The sequence below is a fragment of the Leisingera sp. ANG1 genome, assembly GCF_000203975.2.
Taxonomy (GTDB): domain Bacteria; phylum Pseudomonadota; class Alphaproteobacteria; order Rhodobacterales; family Rhodobacteraceae; genus Leisingera.
This window is the reverse complement of record NZ_AFCF02000006.1, coordinates 133,270-153,531: the sequence shown is the minus strand read 5'-3', so window position 1 is coordinate 153,531 and position 20,262 is coordinate 133,270. Positions and strand designations below refer to the sequence as shown.

Sequence of the window (20,262 nt, the reverse complement as noted above, 5' to 3'; positions counted from 1 at the left end):
TCTTAACCGGCGGCCACCGCATCCAGCCTGTCTTCTTCGACGGCATGGCACGCAACCATGCTGCCGTCGGGCTGGTGAATGGCCTTGGGCTTTTCACTCTTGCATCGTGCGTCCGCAAAGGCGCAGCGGCTTTGGAACGGGCAGCCTGTGGGCAGGTTGATCGGCGTCGGAATCTCACCCTTGAGGCGGATGTGGTTCGGCCGGTCGTCCTTCAGCTGCGGCACCGCGGACAGCAAGGCCCGAGTATAGGGGTGTTTGGGGCTGGAGAACAATGTCCGGGTGTCGGCAACCTCGCAAACAGACCCAAGGTAAAGAACCGCAACACGGGTGCCGAAATGCTCCACCACGCTCAGATCGTGGGTGATGAACAGATAGGTGAGGCCGCGGCTTTCCTTGGCTTCCAGCATCAGGTTCAGCACCTGCGCCTGGATCGACACGTCCAGCGCGCTGATCGGCTCATCGGCGATGATGAATTCCGGGTCCACCGTCAGGGCGCGGGCAATGGCGATCCGCTGGCGCTGGCCGCCGGAAAATTCATGCGGGTAACGCTTGGCCCAGCTGGGGTCGACGCCGACCGACAGCATCACCTCGGTCACCTTGTCGCGCACCTCCGCTGCCGAGGCGTTGGGATAATGGTGGCGCACCGGTTCTTCCAGCGCCTGCCGGATTGTCATGCGCGGGTTCAGCGAGGCATAGGGGTTCTGGAAGATCATCTGGATCTTCTTGCGCAGCGGCTGCATGCCGGCCCGCGACAGGTTGTCGATACGCTGGCCGCCATAGTGGATCTCACCTGCGGATGGGGTCAGCAGGCCCGCCACCAGCCTCGCCACGGTGGATTTACCGCAGCCGGACTCGCCCACCACGCACAGCGCCTCGCCCTTGCGGGCCTCCAGCGAGATGTTGTTTACGGCATGGACAGACCGGCTCTCGCGCACGATCTTGCCCTGCTTGAACTTGAGCGTTTCCAGGAAGCCCTGATCGAGATCGAACCGTTTTTCCAGGTTCTTGATCTCCAAGAGCGGGCGGTCAGTATTTGCGTCGCTCATGCCCGTGCCTCCTGACGGTCTTCATCGCTGTTCAGGCGCTGCACCTCGTGGCAGGCCACTTCGACCTCGCCATAGTGCACGATTTCCGGAACCCGGCTGCGGCAGAGATCAGTGGCGTATTTGCAGCGCGGATTGAAGGCGCAGCCGGCGGGGATGCTGGCCAGCCCCGGCATGTTGCCCGGTATCTGTTTCAGCCGCTGGCCCGGCAGTGTCTGCTGCGGCAGCGCGTTGATCAAACCTTGGGTATAGGGATGCTGCGGGTCATTGATGATCTCGCGGGTGCGGCCTGCTTCGATGATCCGGCCGGCATACATCACCAGCGTACGCTCAGTCATCTGGCTGACCACGCCCAGGTCGTGGGTGATCAGGATCAGACCCACCTGGTTGGACTGGCACAGCTCCAGCATCAGCTCCATGATGTCGGCTTGAATGGTCACGTCCAGCGCCGTCGTCGGCTCATCCGCGATGATCAGCTGCGGGTCCAGCAGCAGCGCAATCGCAATGATGATCCGCTGGCGCATGCCGCCCGACAGCTCGTGCGGGTATTGCTCCAGTCGCTCTTCCGGCGACGGGATGTAGACCTCCCGCAGTTTGACGATGGCGATCTGGCGCGCTTCCTCATGGCTCAGCTTTCGGTGCGCCATCAGGGTCTCGATCATTTGCTGGCCAATCGTCAGCACCGGATTGAGCGTCACCATCGGGTCCTGGAAGATCATCGCCATCCGGTTGCCGCGCAGGTTGCGCAGGCGCTTGTCGTTCATCTGAACGACGTCCTCGCCCTCAAACAGGATCTTGCCGGTGTCGATATAGCCCGGGCGGCTAAGCAGGTTCATCAGCGAAAACCCGGTGATCGACTTGCCGGCGCCGCTTTCGCCGACGATGCCCAGACGCTCGCCCTTGGCCAGATCGAAGGAGATGCCGTTGAGGGCCGTGACCGTCTGGTCGCGCATGGCGAATTTGACGGTGAGGTCGCGAACGGAAAGAAGGCTCATCGCGTTACCCCTTGTAGAGTTTCGGGTTCAGGACGTCGCGCATCCAGTCGCCCAGCAGGTTGATGACAAGAACCAGCACCACCAGCACCACGCCGGGAATGGCGGTGATCCACCAGCTGCCGGAGAAGATGTAGTCGAAGCCGGAAGAGATCAGCGAGCCCAGCGACGGCTGGCTCGGCGGCATACCGAGGCCCAGGAAGCTGAGCGAGGCCTCGGAGATGATCGCGTTGGCGACCTGCACGGTGGAGATCACAAAGATCGGCGACAGCGAGTTCGGCAGGATGTGCCGCACCATGATCCGCATGGGGCCGAAACCCAGCACCCGGGCGCTGTCGACATATTCCTTCTTCTTTTCGGCCAGCACAGTGGCGCGGACAGTGCGGGCGTATTGCGGCCACTCCGCCACCCCGATCACTGCGATCAGGAACACCACCGCATATTTGTTGAAGGTGTCGGTTCCGAACATCGCCTGCGTCACCGCCAGGAAGATGATCGCCACCATCAGGGTCGAGAACGACAGCTGGATATCAGCAAGCCGCATCAGCAGGCTGTCCAGGCGGCCGCCCACGTAACCAGCGATCAGACCGATGGAGATGCCCAGGAAGGCTTGCAGCGCGACTGCGCAGATGCCGATCAGCAGCGACAGGCGGGTCCCGTAGAGGATAGTGGACCACAGGTCGCGGCCCTGGTCGTCGGTGCCCAGCACAAACTCCGGCAGCGAGCCGCTGACCCAGGCAGGCGGGTATTCCGAGTTCATGATGTCGATCTGCGCTGGATCATAAGGGTCATAGGGCGCGATCACCGGCGCCAGGAAGGACGCAATGGCGATCAGCAGGAACACGATCATGCTCACCACCGCCACCGGATTGCGGCGGAAGCTGTAGCCCATGTTGGAGTTCCAGATCTTGGACCAGCGCGAGGGTTCGGATTTCGGGTTCAGCGTTTCGGTGCTCATGCGCCCATCCTCGCAATGTTCACGGTCGGGTTCACCAGGCCATAGATCAAGTCGACGATGGTATTGGTGACCACGAAGATGAAGCCGACAACAATCAGATAGGCCACGATCAGCGGGGTATCGACGCGGTTCACCGCCTCAAGGAACATGAAGCCCATGCCCGGCCACTGAAACACCGTCTCAGTCAGGATGGTGTAGGCGACCATGGTGCCGATCTGCACGCCGCCCACGGTGATCACCGGCAGCAGCGTGTTCTTCAGCGCGTGCACAAAGTAGATGCGCCAGGGATTGATGCCCTTGGCCTTGGCGTATTTCACGTATTCAGATTGCAGCACTTCCATCATCTCGGCACGGATCAGGCGGACAAACAGCGGCAGCATGATGGAGGCCAGCGCAATCGAAGGCAGGATGATGTGCAGCCAGCCATCGGCAGTGGCGAAATTCGTCTGCCAATACCCCCAGACCTGCACGGTGTCGCCGCGCCCGTAGGAAGGGAACCAGCCGTATTCCACCGAGAATACAAAGATCATCAGGATGGCGGTCAGGAACACCGGGATTGAGATGCCGACAATCGACAGGCCCATGATGATGCGGCTCAGGATGCTGTCCGGCTTGATCGCGGTATAGACGCCCAGCGGCACCGAGAAGCCGACGATGATCAGCGTCGCGCCGAATACCAGCTCCAGCGTCGCGGGCAGCTTCTTCAGGATCACGTCCAGCGCCGGCTCCTTGAAGAAATAGGAGGTGCCAAGGTCGCCCTGCAGCGCATTGCCCGCAAACCGCAGGTATTGCGTGACGAAGCTGTCGTTCAGCCCCATCTCGTCGCGCAGCTGCTGGCGCACTTCTTCGGAAACCGACTGCCCGACCAATTCGCGCAGCGGATCGCCCAGGTTGCCCTGGATGGCAAAGGCAATCAGCGAGATGACGAACATCACGGCAACCGCCTGAATCACTCGCTTGGCGAGATAGGCAAACATCGTCCTGACCTTTGTAGAGTTTGGTTACAGCGCAGGTCGCAGTGTCCGATGGAACCGCGGGTCCTGCAAGCACAGCCTTGGCGGCCGCTTGTTGTTTAAAAGGTCCGGGCCGGCCGGGGGAGACCGGCCCGGAAGTATTCAGTGATTAGCTGCCGGTTTCGACAACCAGGTCACCGAAGTAGGGGAAGTTAAGCGCGTTCACGATGTCGGCCGAGTTCATGCCGGACTTGGAACCCCATGCCAGGTTCTGCCAGTGCAGCGGAATGAAGGCGGCCTCGTCGTACAGAATACCTTCCAGCTTCTGCAGCATTTCCGCACGTTTGGCCGGATCGGTTTCCGCGTTGGCAGCATCCATCAGCGCATCGGCTTCCTCGTTGCAGTAGTTGCCCGAGTTGTACTGGCCGTTGCCGTTGTCCGGGTTCGGGCAGGCAGTCAGGAACTGGTGGAAGTTGGCAGAATCCTCGGTGTCCGCATGCCAGCCGATCATCATCATGTCTGCTGCGCGCTCGTCAAAGGTCGGCCAGTACTGCGCCTTGGGCATGGTCTGCAGGTCAACTTTGATGTTGATCTGTGCCAGCATCGAAGCCACGGCTTGCGCGATCTTGTCGTCGTTCACATAGCGGTTGTTCGGCGCCATCATGGTGATCGAGAAGCCGTCAGCATAGCCTGCCTCAGCCATCAGCGCCTTGGCTTTTTCCAGGTCAAAGCGCGGTGCCAGGGCTTCGTTGTAGCCTAGGTAGCCCGCCGGGCTGGCCTGCGCGCCCACAGTGCCGAAGCCGCGCATGATGCGGTCAACGATGCCTGCGTTGTTGACAGCATAGTCGATTGCCTGGCGGACACGGGCGTCCTTGAAGGCCTCGACACGGTTCTGGTTCATCTGGAAGGTGATGATACGGGTGCCGGGCATGGTGATCAGGTCAACGCCCTCAGCCTCTTCCACACGCTTCAGGTCGGTCGGCGGAACCGGCGCGATGAAGTCCACGTCGCCGGACAGCAGGGCTGCCACGCGGGTCGGGTCTTCTTTGATCGGGGTCAGAACGATCTTGTCGACATTACCCGCATCAGCGTCCCAGTAGCCGTCGAAGCGGTCAAACACGACGCGCACGCCCTGCTCACGCTCGGAAACCACAAACGGGCCGGTGCCGGAAACGTTGCGCGAAGCAAAGCTGTCGCCGTGCTTGACGATTTCGCCCTTGTCTTTGCCGTCATCGGTGGTGCCGGTGTAATACGCGCTGTCCATCGGGAAGATGTAAGTCGCGGTATGCAGCACCAGCGGATAGGGCTCAGAGGTCTTGAGGTCGAAGGTCATGTCGTCGACGACTTCGACATCGGTGAAGGGGGCGAAAATCGCCTTGAAGTCGTCGCTCGCCTTCAGGCGGTCAAAGGTCCAGTCGACGTCCTTGGCGGTCAGCGCATTGCCGCTGTGGAAGGTAACACCGCTGCGCAGCTTAAAGCGCATGGTGGTTTCGTCGATCTGTTCCCAGCTTTCGGCCAGGCGCGGTTCGAACTGCAGGTCCTTGGTCCAGCGCACCAGCGGGTCAAAGACCATGTGCGACAGCTGCAGCGTGCCGCCGGACAGCTGTTCATGCGGATCCAGCGAAACCGGGTCAGCGTCATAGGCAACGCGCACGGTGGTTTCGGCATAGGCAACCGGTGCCATCGCCACCACCGCAGCAGCCGCCAGGCTTCTGACAAATTTCGTCATTAGGCATACTCCCCTGTGATTATGCCGCAAACGCTATCCTGCGCTGCGCAAACTGTGAAATGCCGATATCGCATAGGGTATGCAGGATGCACATCGGAGCTATGCGATTATTGAATATCTCTTTACTGCTATAGACTTAGGTGCCTGCAACATTGCTCAGCCTCACCCGCCCCTTTTGCATGAAGCACCCAAAACTGCCCCTCCTTCAGTTACTCAGCGGACCGCCGGAGGCACGGGTCAACCTGGCAGCAAGTGCTTCGCCGAAGGCTTTCTCCGACTGTTTATTAGCGGCGGACAATGGGGAGGCGCTGCAGCTTGGGGGGTAAGCCCTGATGTGGTATTGTTCGTCAGAAGTTACGTTGAGGCTGGCTCGAGCAGGGTCATTTTCTCGGGAGGGGACGTAGCTGCCATGAAGGTTAATAACGAGTTCAAGGGCCTGTTGCCCGCATTGTTTACTGCTGCACTCATTTCAATGCTGCCGGCTCAACCTGGCGCCCAAGTGCGCGAGGAAAGCCACGGAGTTGTTCTCCTGCGAGGGCTGCCAACGCTGGAAACGGCTCACAGCATCGCCATCGTCGAGCTGGATCCAGAGCAGGAAAATTTCGGTGAAATCCTGAGCGAAGTCACGCAACCGGACATGACGCATCCGCTGCATCACCTGTATTACAGCCCAGCCGGGCGGCTGTATGCAACCGGTTTGGACCCGGTCTGCAGCCTGGCGGAGATCGGCCTGGAGCGGGACGCAACCGGAGCGCCGCAGGTCACCGGTTTCGAATGCCTCGACACCCAAGGCCAGATGGTGGGCGAAGACATCATGTGGCATTCCTCCAATGGCACGGAGTACATGTTTGTCACCTTCATGGGCGGCACCGGCGGCGATGACGGCGGAACGCTGGGCGTGTTCGACCCGCAGACAAACGCGGTTGTGAAAGTCATCGAAGCGCGGCCAAGCCAAGTCGGCGCGGACAAGCCCTACATCATGTATCCACATGGCATCTCCGCCTATCAGGACCGGATGATCATCACTTCCACGGTGCACCCCGACCTGGCCACGGGTGTGGGAAATGCGCTGACCGTGATTGATCTCAACACGCTGGAGCCCATCCAGAACATTGTCGTGGAAAACGAAAAGCCGCTGGGTTTCCCGTCGTCACCTGTGGAAGTCCTGTTTGCCCGGCCGTCCATGAACGAAAACATCAAACCGGCCGTGCTGGTGAATACGATGTTCGGATTCGAAACCTGGAAAGTGCCTTATGACGAAGCCTCCAAGACATTCGGAGATCCCGAGGTGCTTTATAGCGGTGCCGCAAACAATACCGCTGTGCCGCTGGAGTTCTATGGCACCGATACCGAACTGTTCATCAGCCATGCCCTGCCCGGCGTGGTGAAGCGCTACGATCTCGCCAAGCTGCCCGACCTGGTGTCTTCCGGGCCGGATATTCAGGCAGCGCCCGGCGCGCACCACATGATCTTCTTCACATCCAAGTCCGGCCGTGACCTGATCGCGGTCCAGAACAACCTGCTGAACCTTGGCAACGCAGCTGATAATGACCCGACAGATGTGGATTTCATCGCCGCGCTGAACGCTCACACGATCACCGTGCATGATCTCGCCACCGGCGAGCAGCTGGGATCAGTGAACTTCAGGGAAAAGTACAGCAAGGGCGTAGACAACCTGGAAGGGCTGTTCGGGTCCGGGTTTGTGCATCACCACTGAGGAAGCAGCAGGATGGCTCGCCAGCGCTGGATCGCAACCGCCGCTGCGGTGGTGGCCATCGGTACGGGAGCGTCCTACGTCATCAGGGCGCTGCCACCCGATCCGACGCCGGTTGCGGATTTTTCCGCCCCTTTTGTATTCGGGCGCTTCTCTGTCCCGCAGGACAATCCCCTGACCGAAGAGGCGTTCGCCCTCGGGCGGAGGCTGTTTTACGATCCCGCCCTATCCGGCGGCAATGACCGGTCCTGCGCGACCTGCCATATCCAGCGGCTGGCTTTCACCGACGGCCTGCCAACTGCTGCCGGGCTGAATGGGGAAAGCCTGGAATTCAGCAGTATGAGCCTGGTGAATCTTCTGTGGGGGCAGGAGCGGTTTTTCTGGGACGGCCGGGCCCTGTCCCTTGAGCAGCAGGCCCTGCTCCCGATCGAGAACCCCCAGGAAATGGCACAGGATCTGGAAGAGCTGGTCCGCGAACTGAAAGGGTCCCGGCAGTACCGGCGCATGTTCCGGCAGGCCTATGGCGAAGTGTCATCCGAGAATATCGCGCGGGCGCTGGCCACGTTCATGCGCATGCTCATCTCTGCTGGTTCCAAGTATGACCGTTTCCTGCGCGGCGAGGCGGTGCTGACCGAGCAGGAGGAACTGGGCCGCAAGCTCTTCATGGCCCACCCGGACACCAAGGTCTCTTTGCGCGGCGGCAACTGCATTGATTGCCACAGCCAGTTTCTGACCTCAGGCTTCCGGGATGGGCTGGACGGTTTTTCCAACAACGGGCTGGACAAGGACGTGGATTTGCCCGCGGGTCTCATGGCTGTAACAGGCAACCCGGCACACAAGGGCTTCTTCAAAGTGCCAACGCTGCGCAACATCGCCGTCACGGCCCCTTACATGCATGACGGGCGCCTGCAGACGCTTGAAGACGTGATGGACCACTACAACGGCGGAGTGGTGGTCAGCCCCACTTTGAGCCCGCTCATACTTGAAGCTGACAACGCCGCCTCACCTCCCGGTTCCTTTGTTGGATTACGTCTGACGGACAGCGAGAAAGCCGCAATCATCGCATTTCTGCACACCCTGACGGATGAAGCATTCCTGTCGGATGCCCGATTTTCCAATCCTCTTGAAGGAGAGTTGTGATGTCAGGAATGAAGCCGATCCACATCAATGTCTTGCTGGCCTTCCTGCTGGCGCTTACCGTTTGGCACGCGTTCCGGAAAACGGATCCGCCCGCCAGCCAGCTGCGCCTCGTCTTCCAGGCAGAGGCCAATGGGCAGAAGCTGGTTTTTGACCAGTTCCATTACAAGAACCCAAACGGTCCCGGGCAGTTCAGGGTTCAGAATTTTCGTTTCTACATCAGCAATATCAAGCTGTCGGGCGAAGATGGCACCTATTTGGAGCCGGACAGCTACCATCTGGTCCGGTTCGGTGCTGGAAATGAGAGTTTTGCAGTAGAACTGAACAACATACCGCTGAGGTCCTATTCCGGCCTCTCCTTTTCAATCGGCATAGACGAGCAGGCGAACGCTTCCATCGAACCGCGCGGCGATCTGGACCCGAACAGCCAAATGGCCTGGAACTGGGAAGTGGGCTACAAGTTTGTCGTGTTCGAAGGCAGCCTGATTTTGGATGATGCCATCCTGCCCCTGGTCTATCACCTGGGCTTTGATGAGAACCGGCGCGACTTACAGTTCTCTTTGCCCGCCGAAGAACAATTGAGCAGCACGAGCGCAAAAAACTTCAAAGTTGACGTCATGGAACTGTTCAGCGGCGCATCTGCATTCAACATGGCACAAACCCAGTCAGTAAAATTTGACCGTCAGGACGCCCGGAGGCTGGCGGAAAACTACGCCGGGATGATCTCAATCGCAGGTAACTGATTGCACAGGGGCGAATGCGCTCGTTTTCCAGAACGCAACAGCCGCGACCAACAGATCCACTCTCCGGCACATCTGCGAAGGCCACGCAGGCAGCCGGGCTGCAGCCGCACGCAATCTGAAACGATCAATTACCAATGTATGATGGCGGAGACGATGGGATTCGAACCCACGAGACGGTTTCCCGCCTACTCCCTTAGCAGGGGAGCGCCTTCGACCACTCGGCCACGTCTCCGCTGACCCGTATATGTGCCGCAACCCAGAGAAACAAGGCGTTTTTTCAATTTTCTTCCAGCCCCTGGAAAATATGGAATTTCAGGCCGCTTCCCGGATTTTTGGCAGGGCTGCACGCGATTCGCGTGCAAAATCCCTGCAGTCGCATGCCCTGTTTGATGGCAAGTTCCCGCGAGTGAACTAACCCGCCGCAAGCCAAACCTTCAATTGAACACGACCTGAAGGTTTGGCTTGCCGTTGCCGCCCATCACCTTTGAGATAAAGACAGAATGGGAACCGATTTTTTCATGGGAAAGCGCCAGCGTTTCGTGGTCGCCAACAAAATCTTCCGGGCATTCAAACAGCAGCGAGAACTGCGCTCTGAATTCGGCGGGTGTTTCCGGCCCCATGTCAATCGAAGTGAGTTTGGCCTCAAGATGTCCGATATTAAAGGCCTCGCCAACCAGACCTGCAAAATCATTGTGTTCCAATTCCTTGATCGCTTTCATGATAACCTCCATGGGTGGTGCTTTCGCGCATCGGCCTGAAGCCAATGCAATGGATGCCAGGCAATTCCGGCTTGGCCGCGGTCAAACTAGTCCTGACCTGGCTGTGAGGGGCTGCAGCCGCCGAATGGTTACATCTGGCGGCACGAAACAGCCGCTGGCCAACTGCTCATAGTCGGGGTGGAACCAGCGCATCAGAACATGGCGGTGGTTGGAGCTCTGCGCTTCAAATCCGAGCCTGTAGTAGAAGCGGTAGGCCGCGGCGTTCAGACTATGCACATGCAGTGTGACCGGCAGATGCTTTCTAGCGGCGGCGGCACATACACCATGCATGACAATGGAGCCAATGCTGCGCCCGCGGTATTGCGGCAGCAGAGCAATGTCCAAAATCCGGAATTCGCTGTCCCGTTCGTCCAGGTACAGCCGGCCGATCGGCGTGCCGCAAAGCAGGATGATCCCGTATTTCGCAACGGAATAGCTGTTGAAGTAAACGTCGTGGTGGGCGTCGTACTGCTGCGCAAGCACCTTGTGGTAGCTTTCTTCATCTCCTGCATTGAGAAGCGGAGCAAACTCCCAATGCCGCTCAGCCGCATGCACCTGCTGGAGAAACGCTTCATCTCCTGCCCGGGCGGGCCTGATTTTCACATCTAAGGGATTCACTGCGGTCATCAGAATTCCTTTTGCTTCTCAGGATGGTGGGGCAAAAGCTAGGATCTTGAAGGGTATGCACCCCTAAGCGAAATCTCGTAGCTCATGCACATGAACGGATCCATAATAGAAAAAGGGGTGCTTTGCCCTGAACTGACAGTCCGGCTACCGCTGTTGCCGAGAGTAACCTCGCTGCCATCCGGGGCAGCATAGCCGCGGCCAGCCACATCCCCCACCTTGGGAATGGACAATACAGTGCCCGGCCCCGGGTTTTCGCTTCCGTCATCCTCGGCTACTGCAAAAAACACGTTGCCGTGCGTGTGCGGAGGAAGATTGCCCGTGGTCAGCTTCTGATTTTCGGATCCTGCCATTTGGCCCAGCGGATAAGTCCCATTTGTGTTGCGGTGAACCGCCACACGGCCGCGCATTTCCGGAAGGCCAAAAGTAGAAACCCCGTTTCCGCCAAACCTGCTTCCGACAAGCGAAAAGAGGGCATTATACTGGGCGATCGCAAGAATCTGGCCGTCGCAAAAAGCCCAGTCCCTGACAGCATAGGTCAAAGGGAATATTGAAATCTGCGACATAAATGGTTCTGACATTTCCTGCCTCCACTCGTTTGAAACACCCGCTCAGGGCGGTGGCTGGGTTGGATAGGTGGGTGAGACACCGGGTGGCTAGCTGCGCGGCGGATAGGCCCCGAAAAGGGCCATTTCATACATGACAACCTGGTAGGGAGAGATTGTTTGAATGGCGGCACTGTTCCCACTCGGCGCTGTTGCCGGAGAGCCCAGCGAAGACAGGTCCGTCAGGTTTGACGCTTCGGCGTACCAATCGGCAATGATTGAAGCTCCGGAGTAGGTGCCCTCGGGTATCGCGGTTACCGACCCTGAAGACGGTGTCAGGCTGGTGCCTGGTTCCGGCTTCGCTTTTTGAGAAATCGGATGCGCATGGGCAGGCATCTCCCACGAAGTGAGGCTTCTGTCCCGGAGACTGTTGAAGGACCCGATCTGGCGCGGGGTCAAACCCGGACCCGATCCCGAATGCAGGACTGTGCGCCCTTTCAGATTGGGCACCCCCATGGAATTGATGCCATCGCCTCCATAGATATCGCCGATCAGTGAATACAGCGCTTGGTTCTGAGAGATTGCCAAGAGTTGTCCCTGGCATTGCACCCAGTCTCTGATGGTGAATCCAAGCCCGAATGCGGAAATTTGGGAGATAAAGGGCTCAGCCATAATGTACTCCTTGAAACAAGGTTGGATTGACAAGGGAAATTCTAGGCCCGGGCCGGAAAGATCCCTTCAATGGCAATTTCGTAGCTCACCGCCAGATACGGGCTGCGGACGGAGAAAGGAGTGCCCGAACCAATGCTTCCGGTCTCAGGCAGCCCGCTGCTCACTGCCGCGCTGACGTAGCTTTGATCGGAGAATGAACTGCCCACCGCGGTGGTCCCACCGCGTGTCACCGAAGGCTTGGCCATGACCAAGCCGCTCGCCGGCCCGCTGGTACCTGCCGTATCTGCCACCGTGAGTATGGTGCCCGGGTGGTTGTGCTGCGGCATGGTGGCTGCGTTGAGCGTTACGGTCTCTGAGCCTCCGGTTGAGCCGCGGTCCTCGCCAGGATTTCCAAGGCCGCAGGCCATGCGCCCCTTAAGATTGGGCAGTCCGAATGTCGTGCGGGCATCACCGCCGTAGCGGGCTCCGAGCAAAGCAAAGAGCGCTGTATTCTGAGCGATAGGAATGTCTTGACCGTCGCAATATGCCCAGTCCCTTACCGCAAAATCCAAGCCCCACAACGATATCTGGGAAAGAAAAGGTTGTCCCATTGTGTCCTCGCCAAAAGTTACCGGAAACATTTTCCGCTCGGAGCGGTAGAAAGCTGGCAGTCCCCACGAAATGCCACGCCTGAATGACAACTCCTTTTTGTTGCATGAAGTCGCCTTAAACAACCTGAGATATATTTATCTTTATAATCAACACTCAAAGATTGAACGCACCACAGCGCAGACGGCAGCAGGGAACAGCCCGCCGCACCTGCCGCAGCGGGCGGTGAACAGGTACAAAGCTGAGCCAACCGGCCAGGTCAGCCCAGAGGGGATCACTCAGCCCCTCTCCCGGAATCTCCGGTGCCCATCGTAAAATGCAGGCAGCCGGTTCTTCAGAAGCTCTACCGTATGCATCAGGTATGATCTGCCCCATCTTTGCACGAAGGCCTCCCTGCCCTCGCCGGCGCGAGGGCAAGGCATTGGCCGGAAACCAAAGCGGATTTCACCGTCCTGCCAATACGCCTCGGCCCAGACGCAGGATGCCCCGCTGGCGTACTGGGCGCGTGCATAAAGAGTTTGCAGGGCGACAGGCCCGAACTCACTGTCAAAGAAACGTTTCGGATCGGTCGGCCAAATACCATCGGGCGCACAGCATAAGATGGCATTCCGTTTCAGGCACATGGCGATTTCGCGAAAGCTTCGTCCGGGGTTCAAACGAACGGAGATATCATTTTGGCCTTCAGCAGAGCGGTGCCGGCGAAGGTCACTAATGACACCCACACTGTCTAAGCGGTCTTCCAGAAACGGCGGCAGGGCCCGGATAGGCCCCAAGTGGGATCCGGCCACAAGACAGCCCTTTCCGCGGGACCGCTGCTGCGCAAGCAGGGCGAAGTCCGGCTGTGCGCATAGAGCGTTCAGCTGCTTCATCACCTCCGCACGGTTGCCACGGTGCGGGCCCAGGTACCGTGCCAGCGCAGCTGTGGCCTCCCGGTTCCACAATGCCCTGGCAGCCCACGCCGCAAAACTGCCGCAAGGCTGGCCGCATAGGTGCCAGAATTCCAGGTTTTCCGGTTTGGCCGCTGTTTCCGGCGCTGGCGGCTCCAGCCGCTTCAGCAGGCCGCAGATATCACCATTCGACGTGTCGGCTATGGCAGCATGCGAAATTTCCAACCCGCGGGTATCTTCAATTTCGCCAGCCAGGCTTGCTTGAATAAAGAACGCATTGAATGCACGCGTGTCGCCTGCGTTGTTTTCATAGAGCTCCCTGAAAAAGGAAAACGGGAAACTGGCTCCAAGGTCCGCTGGCGGCAGTTTGCACAGGCGCACGGCAATGCGGATCTTGTCATCGTCGTCCTTGACGTGCCCGTCACAGAGCGCCCGCAGCGCAGGGAAATCCTTCAAGGTAATATACAGGTCCGCCAGCCGCCGCACTGCGTTCTGCCGCTGCGGTGTCTCCAAGCCGTCATCGAGAAGCCCGCGCAGAATAGCCACGGCATCACCGTAAGCCCGCCTGCTGATCAGAATGCCGGCGTGGACAAGAGAAACCCTGGCGTCCGTACCACCCGCCTGATGGAAACCAGCTACAACTGCCATCGCGCGCTCGGCAGCATCCCCTTTCACATAGTGGCGAGCCAGCGCTGCAGCCGCCCCCGCGTGAACCGGATTCAACGCAAGCACCTGACGGCAGCATGCTTCGCTTTGCCCGGATTGCCCCAGCTTGTTGTGGCAGCGTGCCCTTATCCACCACCCATCCAGGTTCCTTGGAAGCAGTTTGCCCGCCGCCTCGGCAGCATCAAGCGCTTCCTCAATCCGACCGAGCTGCTCAAGCGCGCGCGCTTTTCCCAGATAGGCTCTTCCCGGCGTTCCGGTTTTCTCCGCCCAACTCTCGTAAAGCGACAGGGCGCCCTGGTAGTTCCCGGATTGCATCAAACTGCGTGCGTGCTGCTCATTCATGCCGCGGCCCTCTGTCAAACCGGGCCGGGGCCAAAACCGGCTGCCCGGTCTGCACTGGCTCTCTGGTCTGAATGCCAGTCCGACGTGAAATCGAGCGCCAGTGTTCTGTCCAGTCTTTTCCCGAGCAGGAAAGCTCGCCGCCTGAGGCGTTCAACGCGTTGCTGGTCTTGCAGGTCCACCCCGTCAATCAGACCGACTGAAGAGAGCACGATCAGGTCTTTCCTGGATATTCCAAAGGGGTTCAACAGCTTTCCTGAGGTTGTCTTTTCCGCCTTCGAACGCACGAGCGCACCGGCACCGGCGCGCGGCAGCGGTCCGGTCGCAGAATAATTTGAGTGGTCCTGCAGCCGGATACGGCAGCCATCGGAATAGATAACCGGCAGACCTTTGCGCAGGGCAAAGTTCATCGCTTCAGCAAGGCTGTCGATGATCGGTTCGTCCTTGTCATTCAAAGAGGTATTGCAAAGCATCGGAATGCCGGTTCGCTCTTTGAAAGCCGTCAGAAAAGCATGCAGCTCGGCATTCTGCTTCCGTGAGACCGTCTGCACGCGAGCGCTTGCGTCCAGATGCCGGATGGCCGGCACGAGATGCGCCTTACCGGCGCGGATCTGGAAGGTCCGCAGCATGTATGGCGAGCAGGCCGCATTCTCGAAAAAGTCGCCGGCGTCCTCTTCCAGCACAATCGGCGCAACAGGGCGCCACCACTGTCGCTGTTTGATGCGGTTCAGGACACCAAGCGTCTTTTCCGACCGCGGGTCTGCCAGCAGGCTGCGGTTGCCAAGAGCCCTCGGACCGATTTCCGCCGGGCCGCTTATCCGGACAACCGGGCCCTGCAGTATATCATCCACAAATCTTTCAGGGCCGGCCGGCCGGCTGGATTTGATGAACGGAGAAAATTGAGCCTTGGCTCCGCAGCCGGCGGCCGGGACAGGCCCGCGCCCGTAAAAGGCATGCCCAAAGGAGAAGGTGAAGCCAGGATCATTCTCGAAGAACTGGTGCAGCCCGATCCCCAGCGACAAGCCGGAATCGTTGACCGGCGGCGATTGCAGGACACCGCGAAACCCGAAACTTTGGGTCAGGTAGGCGGTTGCAGGGCAGTTCAGAGCAAATCCGCCCGAAACCGACAACACCGTTTCCCTGGGGTCAATCTGGAAGCGGTCGACAGCCCGGGCCACGTTCCGGTGCATCATCAGGTTCGAAACTTCCTGGACCAGCTTTGCTGCCATGCTGATCCTGTTCTCCTCAAAGGAAAAGCGCGGATCAAGGCAAGTGAAGCCCGTTCCTTCATCCTTAGGCTCAAGAGCATCTATTCTGCCTGCCAATTCCTTGAGCCAACGCCCGGCGGCGGCCGTTTCAGCGGCGTCGCGTATCTCGATGAGCTGCCCGGCCTCTATTTTCGCCCGTGCTGTCGCGGCATTGGCCAGGGCCATCAGGGAGCCTTCAGCCATGCGGTAGTGGCTTTTCAAAAAGGCCCACAGCACTGCCGGCGAAGAAACCGGAAAGAACTCTGGCTGCCCCAGGTCACAGAAGGCCGCAGCGTAGTAGGGTTTCCGGCGGGCTTCGCGTTCAAACAGCAGATCCGGTGCTCCATCCACTGCCATGGCAAGCACCTTTTGGCTCTGGAAAACGCTTGTGTCGCTCAGCATACCGGAAAAAAGATGCGCGATGCTGTGGTAGGGGTAGCTCTGCGCTTCAGGGCTGATACGCAGGCCACCTATTTGTTCCAAACCCGGAGTGCCCCAAATCTCGATAAGATCTGCGCTGCTCATCCCCAGGTCGGCCAGTTGCGCATCAATGAATGCGATTGCGTCCCGCCTGCTGGCGAAGGAGAGGCTGTGGTGCTTGATGCCGGAAATCCGTTCAAATTCCCAGTAGCGGATCAGCTCGACCGTCCGCCCGCTCTTTTTCCACAGCGCCATGCTCTGGTCGTGCCGCAAGTAAATGTCATGAGCCGCCGAAACAGGGTCGATTGCGGAGTAAATAGAAAGGTAGTGCCCGTCGGCCAAAGCGTGTTTCATTTTACTCCTGAAATTTTTGCCTGCAGCGGGCGGTCGGGATAAATGCAGGTTCCGGCTTCCAGCCCGACTTCCGCAGCTGACGCAGGTTCAACTTCGATCGTGCATCGCCTCAGCAAGGTTTCACTTGCTGCAATCAGCTCCTGCCATGCCAGCGACATGCCAGGGCACCGGTATTCTCCCCCTGAAAACGGCTGAAAGGCCCCTTTGGGAATATTTGCCAGGTTCGCCCGGCTGAAACGCGTTATGTCGAACTTGTTCGGCTCGGCCCAAAGACCGGAGCGCCGGTGCATGGCGTAATAGGAGACCAGAATGAGGGACTTGGGCGGGATCGTTGTCCCTTCCACCGAAACCGGAACCAGGTTCTCCCGCATGGTTTCGGCTGCTGGCGTCCAGAGCCGCATCGCTTCGCTGAACAATGCGATCAGTTCGGGCCGGATACTTCCCTCGCGTTCCAGCTTGTCCCGCAGCTCTGCCTGATATGCGGGCATTTGCCCCAGCACCCACAGGCCCCAGCCAAGGGTCAGGCCAGTTGTCACATGCCCCGACGCTGCCAGCACCGCCGCATTCGCCCGTACCTCCGGCTGGCTTAACCCGGGAGAGCCGCTGTAGCCTGCAGCGCAGGCGATCTTAGACATTGGGTTTTCATCATCAACGGACAGATAGCGGCCCGTATCAACGTAGGTATCTACCAGCTCCCGGACAACGGATGCCGCCTCCACGAAATCCTGTTTCGGAAGCCGTGCAATCTTTTCAATGGCTTCGCGCACACTTGGCGCTGCCCCCTCATACTCGCCATTGCCGAGAAAGATACTCCAGGCCACATCCAGGGCCAGCCGGCTGGATTCCTTGTGCAGATCAACGACACGCGTGCCTGTCCAGCGGTGCGCAGCATCAGCCGCCGCAAGCCGCGCCGCTTCCGCGGCCCTGCGCAGATTCGCACCTTCGAAAAGAGGGGCGAGTGCCTTTCGCTGGCGCAGGTTCGTCTCTCCAATCGTCCCGCTGATACCCGGGCCGAACGCCTTATACCCGACCCTGTACTGCGGGGTTGCTTTGGGAAACTGCTTGCTGTCCCGCCTTAGAATGCGATCTGCAGTGCCGGGATCCGAAATGAGAAAAATGTTCCGCCTGCCGGCCGGCACTGGAACAACCCCCTGCGACAACAATTCCCTGGGCCGGGTGTGCGGGCGAAAACGAATGGCGTCCGCAGCAGAGGTCCAGCGGATTTCGGCCAACGGCGGCAAGGACAGTGCCGGAACCTGCAAGCTCATGCGACTGCCTTTGCGGCGCCTGCGTCAGCCGGAGAATAGAGGAAAATCCGGCCAAGCGTTTCAAGCGAATCCAGCCAGCCTTCAAAGGCTTCCGGGCTGGCTGTATCCCTGGGCTTCGGGATGAACTGGGAGGACCAGCCTCCAGAGTACATGCGGCAGGTTCTGCAATCGACATCCGGCGTGCCGCACTTCACAGGGTTGGGTCTGAGGGAGACATCAAAATACCGCATGGGTTCGCGAATGCGGGATTGGCAGTCCATTGCAATGCCCGTTTCCGGATCAAGTTCGTAACGCGCACCCGGCTGGCAAATATAGTCATTATACGATTTTGAGTAGATTACAGTCTCCGGGAAATCTTCAATCGCCTGATTCATTGCGCGCCGAAGCCGCTCCAGCGCAGCATCATCCAGTTTCGGAGATGAAAGCGGCGAGCTGACCCGGAAAAAATCACTGTCGTTCGGCGCTGAGATAGACAGCTTTCGGTTGAATTCATGGGTTGGAGAAAAAATATTGAATGTCAACGGGAGTCCGTGATCCTTGCACAGTTCAGCGACACGCGGGATCTGATCTACTGTCCAGCTGGACACAGTGAGCAGTATGATAGCACGCGGGTCGCCCGCATAATTCCTGAGGGCTTTCCGAAAAACACTCCCCCCACGCAGCTGCTTGTCGGATTCGTCGTCGCCAGCCCAAACCGAAACACCAATGCGGTATTGCACACTTGGGTCTATCCTGATCGTGCCGTTGGTTCCGATGTTTCCATAAGGGAAGTGCTCAGCCGCTGCCATGAGCCGGTCCGGCGCCATAGCAGGCTCTGCCCCGACAAAATAGGCCATGCTGACACCGCGTGCTGCTTCATCGGCGAAGAACTTCTTCCAGTCGTCAATACGATCTCTGGCAGGGATCGACGCAGTCTTCCCGCCTTCGAAATAGTAGCAGCCTTCACACTTCAGATTGCACTTGGTGGTGACTTCATAAAATGCGGGCGACTTGAAGGCCCGGACGACTTTTCTGGCACGAGAGTACTTTTCCCGCAGGTGCGGGTGCTCTGCCTGAATCTGCCGGCATGCTGCCAGCACCGACAACCTATCAACCAAACCTTCGCCTCACAATCTGAACATGTATCTTAGAAAAGCTAAAATCAGCTGGCGCAAGCAAAAATCAAAGATGTCTGCCAGCAAATCCAAACTACCGCACATGAAGAATGCCATAGCACTCCGATATCACAATCGGATTCTGAAATAATACTCGTCAAAGCTGAAAAAAACGTGACGCAACTGCAGCGAAAGGCCATCGCCTCGACACTGATGATGTGACCGCGCCGCTGGCGCAACGGCCTGCCAAGGCGAGTCAGCAACGGTCCGCAGAGCAGAGCAAGCATGGCAGGTTTATCACCGTTGCGCATGATCCAGCGGGTTCAGGCTCTGGAGATCTTTGCTCAGCTGCCATCCAGCGCGACCGCCATGGAAGCCTGCCGCGGTACCCATTCCCGGGCACGCAAGGCGGGCAAGCCGCACAGCACCTGACAATGCGTTTCGGCGAATGAAAAGCGAAGGGATGCAGGGCGCGGCGATGCAGACCGGCTGCGCGAGATCTTGCCCCGGCAGCGAACGCAGACGGCTAATGCTCAGCGCGGTCAGCTAACCGGGTGCGGCTGCCCGGAAAACAACCGGGCCGCCCGGCCACCCCCCTTATGGCAGCAGGGCCAAGCGCTTGAGAAACAAGGCTTTCACCGCGTCCGATTCAACCGTCATGCAGACCTTAACCGGGTCGCGGGTGCTGTCTGGCGCAGCGACCGTGGCGCCGGAAGTCTCGCCCTCGCAGGACACCTCAAGCGCCACATCGCGCATCCCGAACAGATCCGGGTTGGTGCAGGCAATCACTGCCGCCGGGTCATGCAGCGAGCAGCCGTTGAGGCCCGCAACCTCCCGGTAGAACTTGATATAGAAATGCGACATCTCCTGCAGCATGCCGCCCAGCTCCGGCGATTTAGCGGCGATGGCCTCGAAATCCTCCGGCCGGCACAGGATGCGGTGGGTAACGTCCAGCCCCACAAACACCACCTTGGAACCGCCCTGGCAGACCACATCCGCTGCGTGCGGGTCGTGATAGATATTGGCCTCAGCATGGGGCGTGATGTTACCACCCTCCTCCAAAGAGCCGCCCATCACCACGATGGCCTTCACGTTTGCAATGAACTCTGCATCACGCTGCATCGCCAGGGCGATATTGGTCAGCGGGCCGATCGGGCAAACCACCAGCTCGCCCTTGTGCTCGCGTGCCATGCGGCAAAGGAAGTCCGCAGCGTCCTCCTGCAGCGGTTTGCCCTTGGGCTCAGCCGCCGGGATGTCGCCAAAACCTTCGTCACCATGCACATAGGCCGAGGGTTTGAACGGCGGCAGCACCAGGGGAGTGGTGGCACCAGCCGCCACCGGCACGTCCAGATCCGCCGCTTCCAGCAGGCGCAGCGCGTTACGGGTGGCCGTTGCGGTGGTCACATTGCCGAAGATCGTGGTCAGGCCCAACAGGTCGATGTCCGGGGCCGCGGCGGCATAGAAGATCGCCATGGCATCGTCGATGCCCGGATCGGTGTCGATAATCAGTTTCACCATCTGCCTGTCTCTT

19 protein-coding genes and 1 tRNA gene are annotated in these 20,262 nt (G+C 59.2%); 4 read left to right on the top strand and 16 right to left on the bottom strand.

Annotated features, from left to right (window positions below; translation table 11 throughout):
* Positions 1 to 2: 2 nt before the first annotated feature.
* The 5 genes from GC1_RS10175 to GC1_RS10155 form a co-directional block, all read right to left on the bottom strand.
* Positions 3 to 1,046: an ABC transporter ATP-binding protein gene (locus GC1_RS10175; RefSeq protein WP_019297366.1), complete on the bottom strand. Its 1,044-nt coding sequence runs from the start codon at positions 1,044 to 1,046 to the stop codon at positions 3 to 5.
* Positions 1,043 to 2,038 (bottom strand): ABC transporter ATP-binding protein, encoded by a 996-nt coding sequence (locus GC1_RS10170; RefSeq protein WP_029204931.1) that lies wholly within the window; start codon positions 2,036 to 2,038, stop codon positions 1,043 to 1,045. The genes GC1_RS10175 and GC1_RS10170 overlap by 4 nt, the downstream gene beginning before the upstream one ends.
* Before the next feature lie 4 nt (positions 2,039 to 2,042).
* Entirely contained in the window at positions 2,043 to 2,993 is a 951-nt protein-coding gene (locus GC1_RS10165; protein WP_019297368.1) for an ABC transporter permease, read from the bottom strand.
* Positions 2,990 to 3,970 (bottom strand): ABC transporter permease, encoded by a 981-nt coding sequence (locus GC1_RS10160; RefSeq protein ID WP_019297369.1) that lies wholly within the window; start codon positions 3,968 to 3,970, stop codon positions 2,990 to 2,992. Before GC1_RS10160 ends, GC1_RS10165 begins: the two co-directional genes overlap by 4 nt.
* A 145-nt stretch (positions 3,971 to 4,115) precedes the next feature.
* Positions 4,116 to 5,675: an ABC transporter substrate-binding protein gene (locus tag GC1_RS10155; RefSeq protein ID WP_019297370.1), complete on the bottom strand. Its 1,560-nt coding sequence runs from the start codon at positions 5,673 to 5,675 to the stop codon at positions 4,116 to 4,118.
* Between the two features lie 409 nt (positions 5,676 to 6,084).
* On the opposite strand from GC1_RS10155, the gene GC1_RS10150 reads away from it, so the two are divergent.
* From GC1_RS10150 to GC1_RS21930, 3 genes are read left to right on the top strand one after another with little or no spacing between them, the layout of a single operon-like run.
* The gene (locus tag GC1_RS10150) at positions 6,085 to 7,392 is read left to right on the top strand and encodes a hypothetical protein (RefSeq protein WP_019297371.1); all 1,308 of its coding nucleotides are present in this window, start codon (positions 6,085 to 6,087) and stop codon (positions 7,390 to 7,392) included.
* 48 nt (positions 7,393 to 7,440) lie between these two features.
* Positions 7,441 to 8,529, top strand: coding sequence for a cytochrome-c peroxidase (locus GC1_RS10145; RefSeq protein WP_237754583.1), 1,089 nt, complete (start codon positions 7,441 to 7,443; stop codon positions 8,527 to 8,529).
* Positions 8,529 to 9,269, top strand: a complete 741-nt coding sequence (locus tag GC1_RS21930) for an MbnP family protein (RefSeq protein ID WP_019297373.1) — start codon at positions 8,529 to 8,531, stop codon at positions 9,267 to 9,269. The genes GC1_RS10145 and GC1_RS21930 overlap by 1 nt, the downstream gene beginning before the upstream one ends.
* 142 nt (positions 9,270 to 9,411) lie before the next feature.
* On the opposite strand, the gene GC1_RS10135 is transcribed toward GC1_RS21930, so the two are convergent.
* The 10 genes from GC1_RS10135 to GC1_RS10090 all read right to left on the bottom strand — a co-directional run bounded on the left by GC1_RS10135 (position 9,412) and on the right by GC1_RS10090 (position 18,734).
* Positions 9,412 to 9,501, bottom strand: a tRNA-Ser gene (locus GC1_RS10135).
* A 202-nt stretch (positions 9,502 to 9,703) separates the two neighbouring features.
* A complete protein-coding gene (locus tag GC1_RS10130) occupies positions 9,704 to 9,988 on the bottom strand; it encodes a DUF6916 family protein (RefSeq protein WP_152610583.1) in 285 nt (94 codons plus the stop codon).
* An 81-nt stretch (positions 9,989 to 10,069) separates the two neighbouring features.
* Entirely contained in the window at positions 10,070 to 10,654 is a 585-nt protein-coding gene (locus GC1_RS10125; protein WP_019297376.1) for a GNAT family N-acetyltransferase, read from the bottom strand.
* 38 nt (positions 10,655 to 10,692) lie between these two features.
* On the bottom strand, positions 10,693 to 11,232 hold the full coding sequence (locus GC1_RS10120; RefSeq protein WP_082008996.1) for a phage tail protein: 540 nt from the start codon (positions 11,230 to 11,232) through the stop codon (positions 10,693 to 10,695).
* Between the two features lie 75 nt (positions 11,233 to 11,307).
* Positions 11,308 to 11,868 (bottom strand): phage tail protein, encoded by a 561-nt coding sequence (locus tag GC1_RS10115; RefSeq protein ID WP_019297378.1) that lies wholly within the window; start codon positions 11,866 to 11,868, stop codon positions 11,308 to 11,310.
* 41 nt (positions 11,869 to 11,909) lie between these two features.
* Positions 11,910 to 12,488, bottom strand: coding sequence for a phage tail protein (locus tag GC1_RS22185; protein ID WP_082020129.1), 579 nt, complete (start codon positions 12,486 to 12,488; stop codon positions 11,910 to 11,912).
* Positions 12,489 to 12,734: 246 nt separating this feature from the next.
* The gene (locus tag GC1_RS10105; protein ID WP_152612415.1) at positions 12,735 to 14,351 is read right to left on the bottom strand and encodes a tetratricopeptide repeat protein; all 1,617 of its coding nucleotides are present in this window, start codon (positions 14,349 to 14,351) and stop codon (positions 12,735 to 12,737) included.
* A 14-nt stretch (positions 14,352 to 14,365) separates the two neighbouring features.
* Complete coding sequence (locus tag GC1_RS10100; protein WP_019297381.1) at positions 14,366 to 16,369, bottom strand: carbamoyltransferase C-terminal domain-containing protein; 2,004 nt, start codon at positions 16,367 to 16,369, stop codon at positions 14,366 to 14,368.
* Complete coding sequence (locus GC1_RS10095; protein WP_019297382.1) at positions 16,366 to 17,637, bottom strand: cytochrome P450; 1,272 nt, start codon at positions 17,635 to 17,637, stop codon at positions 16,366 to 16,368. The genes GC1_RS10100 and GC1_RS10095 overlap by 4 nt, the downstream gene beginning before the upstream one ends.
* On the bottom strand, positions 17,634 to 18,734 hold the full coding sequence (locus GC1_RS10090) for a radical SAM protein (protein ID WP_152612416.1): 1,101 nt from the start codon (positions 18,732 to 18,734) through the stop codon (positions 17,634 to 17,636). The genes GC1_RS10095 and GC1_RS10090 overlap by 4 nt, the downstream gene beginning before the upstream one ends.
* Positions 18,735 to 19,016: 282 nt before the next feature.
* On the opposite strand from GC1_RS10090, the gene GC1_RS22840 reads away from it, so the two are divergent.
* Positions 19,017 to 19,163 carry a hypothetical protein gene (locus tag GC1_RS22840; RefSeq protein ID WP_193747126.1) on the top strand — a complete coding sequence of 49 codons (147 nt, stop codon included), beginning with the start codon at positions 19,017 to 19,019 and terminating at the stop codon, positions 19,161 to 19,163.
* A 165-nt stretch (positions 19,164 to 19,328) separates the two neighbouring features.
* Here the strand turns inward: GC1_RS22840 and GC1_RS10085 are convergent, their stop codons facing one another.
* On the bottom strand, positions 19,329 to 20,249 hold the full coding sequence (locus GC1_RS10085; RefSeq protein ID WP_019297386.1) for a nucleoside hydrolase: 921 nt from the start codon (positions 20,247 to 20,249) through the stop codon (positions 19,329 to 19,331).
* Positions 20,250 to 20,262 lie beyond the last annotated feature (13 nt).

Coding starts and splice junctions, on each gene's coding strand:
- GC1_RS10085 (WP_019297386.1), bottom strand. CDS start 20,249: ATGGTGAAACTGATTATCGACACCGATCCGGGCATCGACGATGCCATG.
- GC1_RS10105 (WP_152612415.1), bottom strand. CDS start 14,351: ATGAATGAGCAGCACGCACGCAGTTTGATGCAATCCGGGAACTACCAG.
- GC1_RS10120 (WP_082008996.1), bottom strand. CDS start 11,232: ATGTCAGAACCATTTATGTCGCAGATTTCAATATTCCCTTTGACCTAT.
- GC1_RS10130 (WP_152610583.1), bottom strand. CDS start 9,988: ATGAAAGCGATCAAGGAATTGGAACACAATGATTTTGCAGGTCTGGTT.
- GC1_RS22840 (WP_193747126.1), top strand. CDS start 19,017: ATGGCAGGTTTATCACCGTTGCGCATGATCCAGCGGGTTCAGGCTCTG.
- GC1_RS10125 (WP_019297376.1), bottom strand. CDS start 10,654: ATGACCGCAGTGAATCCCTTAGATGTGAAAATCAGGCCCGCCCGGGCA.
- GC1_RS10165 (WP_019297368.1), bottom strand. CDS start 2,993: ATGAGCACCGAAACGCTGAACCCGAAATCCGAACCCTCGCGCTGGTCC.
- GC1_RS10150 (WP_019297371.1), top strand. CDS start 6,085: ATGAAGGTTAATAACGAGTTCAAGGGCCTGTTGCCCGCATTGTTTACT.
- GC1_RS10175 (WP_019297366.1), bottom strand. CDS start 1,046: ATGAGCGACGCAAATACTGACCGCCCGCTCTTGGAGATCAAGAACCTG.
- GC1_RS10115 (WP_019297378.1), bottom strand. CDS start 11,868: ATGGCTGAGCCCTTTATCTCCCAAATTTCCGCATTCGGGCTTGGATTC.
- GC1_RS10170 (WP_029204931.1), bottom strand. CDS start 2,038: ATGAGCCTTCTTTCCGTTCGCGACCTCACCGTCAAATTCGCCATGCGC.
- GC1_RS22185 (WP_082020129.1), bottom strand. CDS start 12,488: ATGTTTCCGGTAACTTTTGGCGAGGACACAATGGGACAACCTTTTCTT.
- GC1_RS21930 (WP_019297373.1), top strand. CDS start 8,529: ATGTCAGGAATGAAGCCGATCCACATCAATGTCTTGCTGGCCTTCCTG.
- GC1_RS10160 (WP_019297369.1), bottom strand. CDS start 3,970: ATGTTTGCCTATCTCGCCAAGCGAGTGATTCAGGCGGTTGCCGTGATG.
- GC1_RS10100 (WP_019297381.1), bottom strand. CDS start 16,369: ATGAAACACGCTTTGGCCGACGGGCACTACCTTTCTATTTACTCCGCA.
- GC1_RS10155 (WP_019297370.1), bottom strand. CDS start 5,675: ATGACGAAATTTGTCAGAAGCCTGGCGGCTGCTGCGGTGGTGGCGATG.
- GC1_RS10095 (WP_019297382.1), bottom strand. CDS start 17,637: ATGAGCTTGCAGGTTCCGGCACTGTCCTTGCCGCCGTTGGCCGAAATC.